Origin of the sequence: Candidatus Chryseobacterium colombiense (assembly GCA_029203185.1) — a bacterium.
GTDB lineage: Bacteria > Bacteroidota > Bacteroidia > Flavobacteriales > Weeksellaceae > Chryseobacterium > Chryseobacterium colombiense.
This window is the reverse complement of record CP119310.1, coordinates 3,829,921-3,843,053: the sequence shown is the minus strand read 5'-3', so window position 1 is coordinate 3,843,053 and position 13,133 is coordinate 3,829,921. Positions and strand designations below refer to the sequence as shown.

General features: G+C 34.5%; 11 protein-coding genes and 4 tRNA genes. 3 read left to right on the top strand and 12 right to left on the bottom strand.

Annotated elements, in window-relative coordinates; translation table 11 throughout:
- Positions 1 to 5: 5 nt before the first annotated feature.
- The 4 genes from gldK to P0Y62_17485 form a co-directional block, all read right to left on the bottom strand.
- On the bottom strand, positions 6 to 1,424 hold the full coding sequence (gene gldK / locus P0Y62_17500; GenBank protein WEK69599.1) for a gliding motility lipoprotein GldK: 1,419 nt from the start codon (positions 1,422 to 1,424) through the stop codon (positions 6 to 8).
- A gap of 108 nt (positions 1,425 to 1,532) precedes the next feature.
- Positions 1,533 to 3,386, bottom strand: coding sequence for a glutamine--fructose-6-phosphate transaminase (isomerizing) (glmS, locus tag P0Y62_17495; GenBank protein WEK69598.1), 1,854 nt, complete (start codon positions 3,384 to 3,386; stop codon positions 1,533 to 1,535).
- 27 nt (positions 3,387 to 3,413) lie between these two features.
- Positions 3,414 to 5,006, bottom strand: a complete 1,593-nt coding sequence (locus tag P0Y62_17490; protein ID WEK69597.1) for a DUF4270 family protein — start codon at positions 5,004 to 5,006, stop codon at positions 3,414 to 3,416.
- 13 nt (positions 5,007 to 5,019) lie between these two features.
- Positions 5,020 to 5,790 (bottom strand): glycogen/starch synthase, encoded by a 771-nt coding sequence (locus P0Y62_17485; protein ID WEK69596.1) that lies wholly within the window; start codon positions 5,788 to 5,790, stop codon positions 5,020 to 5,022.
- A gap of 169 nt (positions 5,791 to 5,959) precedes the next feature.
- On the opposite strand from P0Y62_17485, the gene panC reads away from it, so the two are divergent.
- Complete coding sequence (gene panC, locus P0Y62_17480; protein WEK69595.1) at positions 5,960 to 6,808, top strand: pantoate--beta-alanine ligase; 849 nt, start codon at positions 5,960 to 5,962, stop codon at positions 6,806 to 6,808.
- 185 nt (positions 6,809 to 6,993) lie between these two features.
- Here the strand turns inward: panC and P0Y62_17475 are convergent.
- The 4 genes from P0Y62_17475 to P0Y62_17460 all read right to left on the bottom strand — a co-directional run bounded on the left by P0Y62_17475 (position 6,994) and on the right by P0Y62_17460 (position 7,579).
- Positions 6,994 to 7,066 (bottom strand) — tRNA-Lys (locus tag P0Y62_17475).
- A gap of 177 nt (positions 7,067 to 7,243) precedes the next feature.
- Positions 7,244 to 7,316: transfer RNA gene (locus P0Y62_17470), tRNA-Lys, on the bottom strand.
- Between the two features lie 72 nt (positions 7,317 to 7,388).
- Positions 7,389 to 7,471 (bottom strand) — tRNA-Leu (locus P0Y62_17465).
- A gap of 35 nt (positions 7,472 to 7,506) precedes the next feature.
- Positions 7,507 to 7,579, bottom strand: a tRNA-Lys gene (locus P0Y62_17460).
- Between the two features lie 114 nt (positions 7,580 to 7,693).
- Between P0Y62_17460 and P0Y62_17455 the strand changes: the two genes are divergently transcribed.
- Entirely contained in the window at positions 7,694 to 8,209 is a 516-nt protein-coding gene (locus P0Y62_17455; GenBank protein ID WEK69594.1) for a shikimate kinase, read from the top strand.
- 22 nt (positions 8,210 to 8,231) lie between these two features.
- Here the strand turns inward: P0Y62_17455 and P0Y62_17450 are convergent, their stop codons facing one another.
- Positions 8,232 to 8,672, bottom strand: a complete 441-nt coding sequence (locus tag P0Y62_17450) for a S4 domain-containing protein (protein ID WEK69593.1) — start codon at positions 8,670 to 8,672, stop codon at positions 8,232 to 8,234.
- Positions 8,673 to 8,730: 58 nt separating this feature from the next.
- Between P0Y62_17450 and P0Y62_17445 the strand changes: the two genes are divergently transcribed.
- A complete protein-coding gene (locus P0Y62_17445) occupies positions 8,731 to 9,477 on the top strand; it encodes a hypothetical protein (protein ID WEK69592.1) in 747 nt (248 codons plus the stop codon).
- 46 nt (positions 9,478 to 9,523) lie between these two features.
- On the opposite strand, the gene P0Y62_17440 is transcribed toward P0Y62_17445, so the two are convergent.
- The 3 genes from P0Y62_17440 to P0Y62_17430 form a co-directional block, all read right to left on the bottom strand.
- Entirely contained in the window at positions 9,524 to 11,041 is a 1,518-nt protein-coding gene (locus tag P0Y62_17440; GenBank protein WEK69591.1) for an FMN-binding glutamate synthase family protein, read from the bottom strand.
- Positions 11,042 to 11,093: 52 nt separating this feature from the next.
- Positions 11,094 to 12,440: a tRNA (N(6)-L-threonylcarbamoyladenosine(37)-C(2))-methylthiotransferase MtaB gene (gene mtaB, locus P0Y62_17435; protein WEK69590.1), complete on the bottom strand. Its 1,347-nt coding sequence runs from the start codon at positions 12,438 to 12,440 to the stop codon at positions 11,094 to 11,096.
- A 67-nt stretch (positions 12,441 to 12,507) separates the two neighbouring features.
- Positions 12,508 to 13,098, bottom strand: coding sequence for a DUF1572 family protein (locus P0Y62_17430; GenBank protein ID WEK69589.1), 591 nt, complete (start codon positions 13,096 to 13,098; stop codon positions 12,508 to 12,510).
- Between the last annotated feature and the right edge of the window lie 35 nt (positions 13,099 to 13,133).

Below are 13,133 nucleotides of genomic sequence, written 5' to 3'. Positions count from 1 at the left end.
GGTTTTTATCTGTTTATTTTTCTTGGCTTTACTGCAGCTTCAGGGATATCCTGTACTGTTCTAAATCCAATATAACTTCTTGCAGAATCTTTTCTTTCCCAATCTCTCATACCCGTCATCAACATATACCCTACATCTTTCCAAGAACCTCCTCTTACAGATTTTCTAGTATCTGACTTATCTTTAGTAGATGGATTAAGCGTAGATGTAAACACTGCAGATGAATTGTTGTATCCTGATTCTGTCCATTCAGCAACGTTTCCAGCCATATCATATAAACCGAATCCGTTCTTTCTGAATTTCTTTACAGGAGCAGTGTAGGTATAAGTACCTTTTTTATCATCTTCCATATAATTCCCTCTTTTTGGCTTGAAGTTTGCAAGATAACAACCTCTGTCATCCATCAAATAAGGACCTCCCCATGGGTAAGCCGCATTTTCTTTTCCACCTTTTGCAGCATATTCCCATTCAACTTCTGTAGGAAGTCTGAACATCAAAGGTCTTTGCTTTCTTCTTTTTAAGCTTTCGTTATAATCAGATTTTAATTTAGTTCTGAAGTTACAATAAGCTCTTGCCTGATCCCAAGTTACTCCAACTACAGGATAGTCTTTATATGCTTTATGCCAAAAATATTGTTCAAATAACGGCTCATTATAAGTAAAGTGGAAATCTTTCACCCAAACTGTTGTATCAGGATAGATTGCAATACTTTCTCTTTTCAAATAATTTGCCCCTCTTTCATTATCAGCAATAGCCGCATCTGTATCTCCCCACTGATAAGTATATTTTAATTTACTTACGTCCAGGATTCTTTCATTTCCAACTCTAGAAGAAGCTGGTAAATACATAGATTCCAAAACCTCTGCATATTCTACATCCGGATACTTTGTCGTATTCCAGTGCAATGGGATTTTCCAGTCTAATTTCTTACTTGCATCGTAACCTCCGTCATTTCCGCCACCTTGGCCTTCTAAATATTCTTGATATGGTGTTAAATTGTCTTCTTTTTTAGCTAAATAAGCATAGTCTCCAATACTAGCTCCTTTACCTTTTCCATCACCTCCTTCACCTGCTGCTTCAGCAAGTAATGTTCTAGCGATAGAGTCTCTTACATAATTAATGAACAGTCTGTATTCTGCATTAGTAGTTTCAGCTTCATCCATGAAGAAAGAAGAAACTGTTGTTGTTTTCAATGGTGCTTTTTCGGCAGAGTTTGTTGGATCCTGATCTGCCATACCCGCAATAAACGAACCTGCAGGAATCGCAACCATACCGTATGGCCTTTCCGCAACAAATGATTTTGCTTTTTCTCTTGGTATCAATTCTCCTTTCGTTCCTGGTTTCCCTACAGAAGAAGTACCACCACCTGAACAAGATACCGACGCTACTGACGCAGACAATAATAAAAGAAATATCCTTTTCATGTTAATTTTTATAATTAAGCCGTAAATATATAATTTTTTTAAGAAACTTTTAAGATTTTTTTTGAAATAACGGAAGAAATCTAAATTTATTTTATTTACACCAAATTTTTATTCTACAGTTACAGATTTTGCAAGGTTTCTTGGCTGGTCAACATTCGCTCCTCTATACACTGCAATATAATATGCTAATAGTTGTAATGGCACTGATGCAACAATTGGAGAAAAGCACTCTGACGTCTCAGGAATTTCAATAACATAGTCTGCCATTGCACTTACCTGAGTATCTCCTTTATTAACAACAGCAATAATTTTTCCTTTTCTGGCTTTAATTTCCTGAACATTACTTACAATCTTATCATAATGTCCTTTTTTAGGAGCAATAATAACAATTGGCATATTTTCATCAATCAATGCAATCGGGCCATGCTTCATCTCTGCCGCTGGATAACCCTCTGCGTGAATGTAAGAGATTTCTTTTAACTTCAATGCACCTTCTAATGCTGCCGGATAGTTATATCCTCTTCCCAAATACAGGAAGTTTGTAGCCGTAACGAAATCTTTTGCTATATCCTGTACTAATTCGTGCGTCGAACTTAAAACATCCTCAATTTTTTTAGGAATAGCATCCAACTCAGCAATTAAACTCATGAAATCTGCATTTCCTAAGTTTCCATTATGTTTACCTAATTTAAATGCTATTAAAGTAAGAATGGTTAACTGTGCAGTAAAGGCTTTTGTAGAAGCCACTCCGATTTCAGGACCAGCATGGGTATATGAACCAGCATCTGTAATCCTTGCAATAGAAGAATCAACAACATTACAAATACCATATATAAACGCTCCTTTTTCTTTAGCTAATTTTAAAGCAGCCATTGTATCTGCCGTTTCTCCGGACTGAGAAATTGCAATTACAACATCTTTATCTGTGATAATAGGATTTCTGTATCTGAATTCCGACGCATATTCTACTTCAACCGGAATTCTCGCATATTCTTCAATCAGATATTCTCCAATAAGACCTGCATGCCAAGAAGTACCACAAGCAATAATGATAATTCTGTTTGCATTTTTAAATCTTTCGATATGATCCCAGATCCCTGCCATTTTGATAATCCCTTCATCTACAAGAAGTCTACCTCTCATTGTGTCATGGACAGATTTTGGTTGCTCGAAAATTTCTTTCAACATAAAATGTTCATACCCTCCTTTTTCAATCTGCTCTAAACTTAATTTAAGTTGCTGAATTTCAGCCTCAATTTTAGAATTATCATTAATTGTTCTGATATCTACTCCGTTTTCTAAAGAAATTGTAGCCATATGGCCTTCTTCAAGATAAATAGCTTCCTTTGTAAATTCAACAAAAGGTGATGCATCAGAAGCAATGAAATATTCCCTCTCTCCAATACCGATTGCTAAAGGAGATCCTAATCTTCCAACAACCAATACTCCAGGAAAATCCTCATGCATCACTGTAATAGCATATGCACCATAAACCTCATTAAGTGCATACCTTACTGCAGTAGGAAAATCCATTTCTGAATTTAAATCCATAAAATACTGGATAAGATTCACTAAAACTTCTGTATCTGTCTCTGATTTGAAGCTAAAGCCTTTTTCAGTAAGCATTGTTTTAATGGTATCATAATTTTCAATGATACCATTATGAACAAGTGCAATTTTATTATTATTTGAAAGGTGCGGATGGGAATTTCTATCACTAGGAACTCCATGAGTAGCCCAACGAGTATGTCCCATGCCAATTTTGGCAGTTCCTTTCAATCCTTCCGAAATCTTTACTAAATCATCGACCTTTCCTTTTGTTTTCTCAACTTCTAATTTATTATTTCCATCTTCTAAAACAATTCCAGCACTGTCATACCCTCTATATTCTAATCTTCTAAGACCGTTGATAACAATATCATACGCATCCTGAAATCCTGTATACCCTACTATTCCGCACATATTTTTCTCGTGTTTTTTATTTGTATTTTATTTTTTACTGTGCACAACTAAAAGTTGTATCTTATTTTTATTAGATGATTCATTACCTATAAATACTGCTCTATCTGTAGAAAAAGTTCTGTTTGAATACTTGTATCCAGCATAAGATCCAGCAGTTGTATTGATAAAACTTGCTAAATCAATCTTAAAATATTTATTGGTATTATCTACACCTGTTTCAACAATATCTTTCAAAGATTTTGTAATTGTAAAATCATAATATGTCGGATTTTTATCAATATCGTAGATTTTATATATGGCAAAGTTGATTGATCCGCTCAAATTCGATAAATCCGTGGTAAAAGCCGTTGTCTCTTTACCATTGCTATCCAAATCTCTTTGAACAATAGTAAAACCAGTTGGTTTTGTATATGTGTTATTGTAATTCGCATAATTTACATTCCAAGTCGGATCTGTATACATTCTAACTCTGGCACCTATAATAGCCGATTTATTATTTTGATATAACTGCTTTAATTTATCTATAGTAGTAGCAGGAATTTTAATCCCAATTGACGGACCGCCCATACCTTGTGTATATAATCTAGCATCTCCATTTACCTTATCTCCAATAACAGCACTTCCAAACTGTGCAGATCTATTATATTCATAATGACCAATATGTGCGTTAGCAGCCCCCATGGTAAAATTATAAGTAGATTGCGGCCTTGTAGTTGTACCATTTTCCGTCTTATCATTCTTATAGTACATGATCAATTCTACACTATCGGGATCAAAACGAAATAAATATCCATCACTTTCAGCAACGGAAATCTTTAAACCTTTAAAATATCTGATAAAGTTAGATACATCTTTAAGATCGGCAGAACTAGCTTTATCTACAATTTTAGTCTGGAAGAAACTAGCACTTAAAGGAATTCTAATTCCTACTGCTGAAGATGTATACAATGAACTGGCATCAGAATCTTTTGTTATTGTCACTGAGTTTACATTTCCATTAAATGTTTTGCTTCCCAACTCTAATGGAGCATTATAATTAGTATTAGAATAAGCAATATCGTTTTGACCATTTAAAAAATCTCCCACCTCATTTACTTTAATTGTAAATTGTGGTACTGCTCCATTGATTTTAGCCTTTCCATATTTATAAACAGGATAAGTATTTACAACCTTTTTAGCTGCAATATTCCCATCCGGATAAATATAATTCTCATCTGTCGTAGTCGTAAGTGAATCTGTTGCATATGTTGGCTTAATAACCAATACTACAGAATCTACCACTGGCTGCGTTCCAAAATCTGGACTATAAGATGGTAAACGTAATTGTGTAAGATAAGATGCTCTTTGCATTCCAAACTGACTCTCTGTAAATGCACCTAATACCGCTTTTCTAGTAGAATTATAAACCTCAAACATTGAGTTGGCGTCACTACGAATGCTATCATGATTATCAATATTATAGGCGATTACATCGTAAGGTGTTTCATCCCCCTGAGCTGCATCATTTAAAAATAATTGTTCCCCTAAATTATCTACTTCAGGTTCACAATTGTATAATAATACACTTCCAAAAATCGCCATAAATAAAATGGCGAAAGTCCTTTTAATAGTATAAGTCATTAAAATGTGTTTTTTAATAAAGTTGATTGATAGAATCTACGTCAAGATACTCAGATTTTGAGGTATCGGTTTCGTTGAAAGCTTTGTCCAGCTCTTCGTTTAAGAATTCGTCTCCTTTAACAATTGAGTCTACATAGTTCATACTTTCGATTACAACATTTTGAATCGTTGGATTTTCTAATGCCTTCAGTCCGGAAATATTATCAAATTTAAGTTTGTCTTCAATATTACCGCTCAATGCAGCATCTTTCTCATTGTATAAAGAAAGAACTATTTTCGCATCTTTAAAGTATGTGTCTGTTTCGTAATATGTTTTAAGATAAATAGGAACAAAAGAAGACATCCATCCGTTTAAGTGAATAACATCCGGAACCCAATTTAATTTTTTGATGGTTTCTATAACCCCTCTCGCAAAAAAGATTGCTCTCTCGTCATTGTCGTCAAAAGGATTCCCTTCATCATCAAAATAATATTGCTTTCTTTTAAAATATTCTTCATTATCTATAAAATACACCTGAAGTCTTTCACCGGGAAGAGAAGCTACCTTAATGATAAGAGGCTGATCTAAATCGTTGATAATAATATTCATTCCTGAAAGACGAATAACTTCATGGAGCTGAAACTTCCTTTCACTTATTTGTCCAAATCGCGGCATAAAAACTCTCACATCATTTCCTTCTTGGTGCATCTTAAGTGCCATTTTGTTTACCACTGTCGCTAAATTTGTATCTTCCTGGTAAGGGTACATTTCTGTGGTAATGTACAGTATCTTTTGATTCGGCATAAACTTCTATCTAATTTTTGTAAAAATGCTTTAATGTGCAAAATTACAAAAAAACATCCAACATTATTTTAATTAACATTTTTTTACGATAATTCCCTTTTTCAGATTATCGAAAACAACATGAATATATGATATTTTTAGTATTTTTGAAATACTATTATAACAAACTATGGAAGTTTTAAAAAATAAGAAAACTCTTCAGGATTTCATTGAAAGACAGAAAGAAATGGGAAAAAGAATAGGCTTTGCCCCTACAATGGGAGCACTACACAATGGGCATCTTTCCCTTTACGAAGAGGCAAGAAAAGAAAATGATCTTGTGATCTCTTCAATTTTTGTGAATCCTACCCAGTTTAACAATCCTGAAGACCTTGAAAAATACCCAAGAGATATAAACCGCGACATTTTGATTCTGCAAAACTCCGGTTTGGTAGATGCCGTTTATATTCCTGAAGTAGCAGATATTTACCCCGAAAAAACTGAAAGCCAGCACTACGACTTTGATGGACTGGAAAACGAAATGGAAGGAAAATCCCGCCCGGGACATTTTGATGGTGTCGGAACAGTTGTAGAGGAACTTTTTAGGCAAATCCAACCCGACAATGCTTATTTTGGAGAAAAAGACTTCCAACAATTAGCCATTATTAAGAAAATGGTTGAAAAGAAAAAACTTTCTATTAAAATAAAAGGTGTTCCAATTTATAGAGCAAGTAATGGGTTAGCATTAAGTTCAAGAAATCAAAGGCTGCATGAAGACAGAAAAGAAGCCTCAAAAATCATTTATGAAACTTTAAAAAAGGTAAATGATTGGTTTAAAACGAATACTATCTCTGAAATCAAAGAAAAAGTACAAGATATTTTTGATAACCAACAAGGGATGCAGCTTGAGTATTTTTTAATTGCAGACGAAGAAACTTTAAAAGAAACGAATACTTTTTACAAAGACAGAAGTTTCAGAGCTTTTATAGTTGTTATAGTGGATGGAGTAAGACTCATTGATAATATGCATCTTTCTTAAAATCTACTAATTACTTTTCAATATAATGCGTCACTTTTAGTGACGTTTTTTATACCTAACAATACAAACAATATTTGTTTAAGTCACGTTCAGATATAAAAAAAATCAAAGGCTTCTTACGAAGCCTTTGAAACACCAAATCACAAAATATTAATATGAAAAAAATTTACTTTTCAGTAAACTTGTGACCCGGCTGGGATTCGAACCCAGGACCCATACATTAAAAGTGTATTGCTCTACCAGCTGAGCTACCGAGTCGGTCACTTATCTACAAATGCATTTCAAAAATGTTTTTGTTTTTTAAGCGGTGCAAAGATACAATATTTTTTGTTTTTGCAAAATTTATTTTTAAAAATCAAAGGCTTCTTACGAAGCCTTTGAAACACCAAATCACAAAATATTAATATGAAAAAAATTTACTTTTCAGTAAACTTGTGACCCGGCTGGGATTCGAACCCAGGACCCATACATTAAAAGTGTATTGCTCTACCAGCTGAGCTACCGAGTCGGCCACAATTGTAGTGATAAATATAAAAATAATTCTAATAAATCACATCAATTATTTCAATTTTCTGCAGTGTGCCTGCGACTGGACTCGAACCAGCACATCCTTAGGAAACCACCCCCTCAAGATGGCGTGTCTACCAATTTCACCACGCAGGCAATAAATTACAAAAATCCAGTAATTTTCTTGCTAGTGACCCGGCTGGGATTCGAACCCAGGACCCATACATTAAAAGTGTATTGCTCTACCAGCTGAGCTACCGAGTCGGTCACCTTATTATCGATTAACACTGTAATAATGTCCCTCGTTTTTAGTGGTGCAAAGATATGAGTTTTTTCTTTATCTCAAAACTTTTTCGCAAATTTGTTTAAAAAAAATTCATGATAATTTCACTTGTTGGATACATGGGAAGTGGCAAATCTCACATTTCCAAAATATTAAGCGAAAAACTCAATTTTAAACTCATTGATCTTGATAAAGAAATTTCCAGAAGAAATAAATTAACGATCCCTGAAATCTTCGAGAAAAAGGGAGAAATTCACTTTAGAAAGCTGGAAAGAGAAATTTTAGAAGAGATTCTCGCCTCAGAAGAAAATGTGATTTTAAGTCTGGGCGGAGGAACTCCGGTCTATTATAATAATATGGAAATTATTAATCATAATTCGAAAAGTGTTTTTTTGAGAGCTTCTGTCGGAACCTTGTCCGAAAGATTATTAAAACAAAAAGAAAAACGTCCCTTGATCGCTAATATTTCTGATGAAAACCTTGCCGAGTTTATTGCTAAACATTTATTTGAAAGAAATAGCTTTTACAGTAAAGCACAGATTAATGTTATTACAGATAACAAAACTCCTGAAGTTATTGTAGATGAAATAATAGAAAAGCTCTATCTCTAGAGCTTTTTATTTTTTAATAATATTAATCTTCGGTTTCAGAATCATCTTCTCCGGTCTCCCCAAAGAAGTCGTCCCAGTCTGTAAAATCTGAAGCCACATCATTTTCTACATAGTCATCCATATCACGCCGGTCTTTCTTTGTAGGCCTGCCTTCTCCTTTAATACGGTAATAATCCTGAGACATCTTACGCATTTTTAATAATTCATATTGTTCTTTATCCGTCACATCTTTTATATGTAAAGGCACTAATTTCGCACCGATTCTGCTTTTGGGAATCTGAATTACCTTAATTTTATAGTCAATCTGATTTTTACGGACCTTGATCACATCCCCCTCCTTCACCTCTTTAGAAGACTTCACTACCGATTCACCAATGGAAACTCTGTTTTTTTTAATCTCCTCAGTAGCAACGGTTCTGGTCTTATAAAAGCGAATGCTCCATAAAAATTTATCTATTCTCATATTTTTTTATACTTTTGTCGTTATATTATTTGTAAAGTAATTAAAAGTTTTTTTAAAAATGAAAAAAATATTTTTATATATTCTTGCGGGATCTTTGTGTTTTTCTGCATGTAAGAAAGATGATGAAGTTGAAACTTTTGTAGAACCTGAGGACATTAATGTAAGAAATTCTTACGATCAACAGGCTATTCAGAAATTCATGAATGACAATTACTTGGACAGCCAGGGAAATATAAAAGCATTTAGCAGTACAGACCCAAGTGATGATAATGAGAAAAAATTATCTGATCTAAGTCCTCAGACACTTCCTTCAGGTGTTATTTATATTGTAAGAAACGGAGCTCAACCTTCACCTGGTGTTGCCATAGAAACAAATTCTAGCGCCAGTAACGCGACTCAAATCAAAACAATGATAAGAGCTAATTATTATTTGGCTACGGATACTGATGGAAATATTAGCTTTTCATCGGCAGGTACGCTTTTCAATACTATAGACGGAAATGGCTCACCTTCTACTGACCCTATTTTTTATTATGTAAAAAAATCAGTTTTAGATGCTGCAACAGTTGACGTTGCTAAACAAAGAAGCTATTATGAAATTAAAGGTTTTCAAGAAGGATTAAAACAGTTTAATGGGTTTGAAAATACCGCGAACGGAGCTCCATATAATTTACAAGGTGTAATTATTGTTCCATCAAAAGCTGCTTTTGCAAGAAACAGCAATTATTACAACCTTCAAAACAGATGTTTTATCTTTAACTTCCAAATCTACGACGCCAAAACCAGGCCCGCAGATCAACAATAAAAATAAAGCGCTTCAAATTGAAGCGCTTTATTTTTATTGTTTTTATTTAAACTCTTGCTTTTTGCTTTACATTTCCTAAAATATCCGGGAAATACAGATCCGCTAAGTGATCAAATTCATCTCCTCTCATAAACATTGTTGCATCCACTTCTTCATAAGAGCTTCTTCCTGCTGCTGCAATCAATTCATTACAAGTATGAAGGGTATTTTTATGGAAGTGATATACTCTTTCTGCTTTATCAGTTACATCAAGCCCTTTAATTAACATTTTATCCTGTGTCGCAACTCCCGTAGGACAATTATTAGAATTACATCTCAATGCCTGAATACAGCCTAAAGAAAACATAAACCCTCTTGCGTTATTACACATATCTGCTCCCATTGCAATAGCTCTCAAAATATCCAGACTCGTTAAAACTTTCCCACTTGCTATCACTCTTAATTTATCTCTTAAATTATAGTTCTTAAGCGTTCTATTAACAAAAATCAAAGCGGGTTCTAAAGGCATTCCTACTCCATCAGAAAATTCCGGTGGTGCAGCTCCGGTACCTCCTTCAGCTCCATCAATTGTTATAAAATCAGGATAAATTTTCAGCACATTCATCTGAACACAAACATCCTCAAACTCTTTAGTATCACCAATACAAAGCTTAAAACCAACAGGTTTCCCGCCTGAAAGTTCTCTCAACTGCTGCACAAATCTTAACAGACCTGCCGCATCAGAAAAAGCACTATGGGAAGGCGGAGAAATTACCGTAACTCCTGGTGTGACATGGCGTATTTTCGCAATTTCAGGTGTATTTTTGACTCCCGGTAAAACACCACCATGACCAGGTTTTGCACCTTGAGATAATTTGATTTCAACCATTTTTACATTAGACATGGTTGAATATTTTTTAAATAATTCAGGATTAAATTTCCCCTCTTCATCACGACATCCAAAATATCCTGTTCCAATCTGCCAACAAAGATCACCTCCCTCCAAATGATATGGAGAAATTCCTCCTTCACCTGTATTATGATAGAAGTTCCCTTTTTTTGCACCTCTATTCAGCGAAATTTGAGCTCTGTCACTCAATGCTCCGAAACTCATCGCAGAAATATTAAATAAAGAAGCATGATAAGGCTGTGTACATTGCTCACCTCCTACCCAAACTCTCGGAAGTTCTTCTTTGGGAGACTTAGCATAAATGGAATGTTTAATACCTTCGTATTTTCGATGATTAACTTCAAGCTGTGTTCCGAAAGCCACAGTATCACTTAAGTTTTTAGCCCGTCTGTATACCGCAGAACGCTGATTTCTGGGAAATGGCTTTCCATCAGTTTCCCTTTCTATGAAATATTGCTGCATTTCTGGTGAAATGCTTTCAAAGAAGTACCGAAAGTAGCCCAATACCGGAAAGTTCCTTAAAATAGCATGTTTTGACTGATAAGCATTGTAAACTCCCAATGCATAAATTGCGGATAACAGCGTCGGTATCCAATAGTGTGTTTTTATTAGTATTGCAACAATCCATGTAGCAACAACTAATACAATCCCCCAAGATAAAAACTTATCTCTCATGAATGTAATATTTAAAGTTAAAAATAAATTTAGTGGAAATTTTGCAAAGAGACTATGCTTTTGCTAAAAAACTTTCGTAAGAAGATCGCACAGAAACCGTGCCATCTGACAGGATTTTTTCTAAATTTAGAAATTCGATTTGATTTACAGAAGCCTGATCGAAGTCCTTTTGAACTCTCACATAATTTTCTGTAAAACCAAACATTTTACCGCCTTTATTTTCATGCTCCCAAAGAACAGGAAGCGTTTTTCCAAGCTGAGTCTGATAAAATGCCATCTTTTTCTTTTCAGATAAGATTCTAAGCATTTTATTACGTTTTTTCCTTTCAGGAATAGGCACAACTCCTTCCATATCAACAGCTTCTGTATTTTCTCTTTCAGAATAAGTAAATACATGAAGATAAGTAATTGGAAGTTCATTTAGGAAGTTATAGGTTTCCATAAATTTTTCTTCGGTCTCACCCGGGAAACCAACAATTACATCTACACCAATAGCCGCATGAGGCATTACCTCACGGATTTTATTCACTCTATCACTATAAAGCTTTGTAAGATAACGACGCTTCATTTTTTTCAACAAGTCATCACTTCCGGATTGCAGCGGAATGTGAAAATGCGGCACAAAACTTTTGCTTTTGGAAACCAGCTCGATACTTTCATCCTTCAAAAGGTTGGGTTCAATAGAAGAAATACGAATTCTTTCAATACCATCAACCTGATCTAATTCTGAAATAAGATCTAAAAAAGTATGCTCATGTCTTTTATTACCAAACTCCCCCTTTCCGTAATCACCAATATTCACACCGGTAAGAACAATCTCCTTGATATCTCTCTCAGCAATTTCTTTGGCGTTTTTCAAAACATTTTCGATGGTGTCCGAACGGGAAATCCCTCTTGCTAAAGGAATCGTGCAGTAAGTACATTTATAATCACAGCCATCCTGAACTTTCAGGAATGCTCTTGTTCTGTCTCCGATGGAATAACTTCCGATAAAGAAATCGGTTTCCTCAATTTCGCAGGAATGAACAACACCTTCGCTTTCAGATTTCTCCAAATCATCAAGATAACTTAAGATATTGAATTTTTCCTTAGCTCCTAAAACCAGATCAACACCTTCAATCTGCGAAATTTCTTCAGGCTTTAACTGTGCATAACATCCGACAATAACAACCAAACCCTCAGGATTAGCTTTCATAGCTCTTTTCACGTGAAGTTTACATTCGCGATCAGCATTTTCAGTTACTGAACATGTGTTAATTACATACACATTTGCCTTTTCATCAAAGCTCACCTTATCATACCCAGCATCTGTTAATTGACGGGCAATAGTGGAGGTCTCCGCAAAATTTAATTTGCAGCCAAGGGTGTGAAATGCGGCAGTTCTTTGAAAAGTTGACATTTATGTACTCCTGATTTTTGTGGATGCAAAGATAGTAATTTTAATATGATTTTTAAATTGATTCAATCTATTGCTTAAATTCATCCCGAACTTCGGAACTGTTTTGATAACAAACTGGCGAAGAATTTAAATCTAAATCATTTTCAGAAAATTTATCTTTCATTTCTGCATTGAATTCTTGAGATTTGTTTCTGGCAATAGAAAGTGTTTTCCAGTCATCATTTTTCATCATTTTTGCAATATATACGATTTGTCCGATATGATAAGGATAATGGGCCAGTTGGCGAAAAACGGCATCGATCACAGAATGTGATTCACCTCTTATATAAATGGTGGAATATAAATTTGTATCATCAATTTGATTCAATGCGTTAAAAAGACATTCCCAGCCTTTTTCCCAATATTCCAAAACCCACCTTTTTTCTTTAAAGGTATTGACAAATTCTTCATCCCGGTTTCTCCAAGATTTTTCTCCATCTTCTGTCAAGAAATCCGTCCATCTGGACAACATATTTCCTGCAATATGCTTTACAATAACCGCAATTGAATTGCTTTCTTCATTGAACTGCCAAAACATCTGCTCGTCAGAAAGTTGCTCAAACGACTTATCACCAAGCATTTTATAATACTGAAAACGTTTTATGAATAAATCTTTCATACGTTGTAATTTGACTTACTAATTTAAAGTTTTTT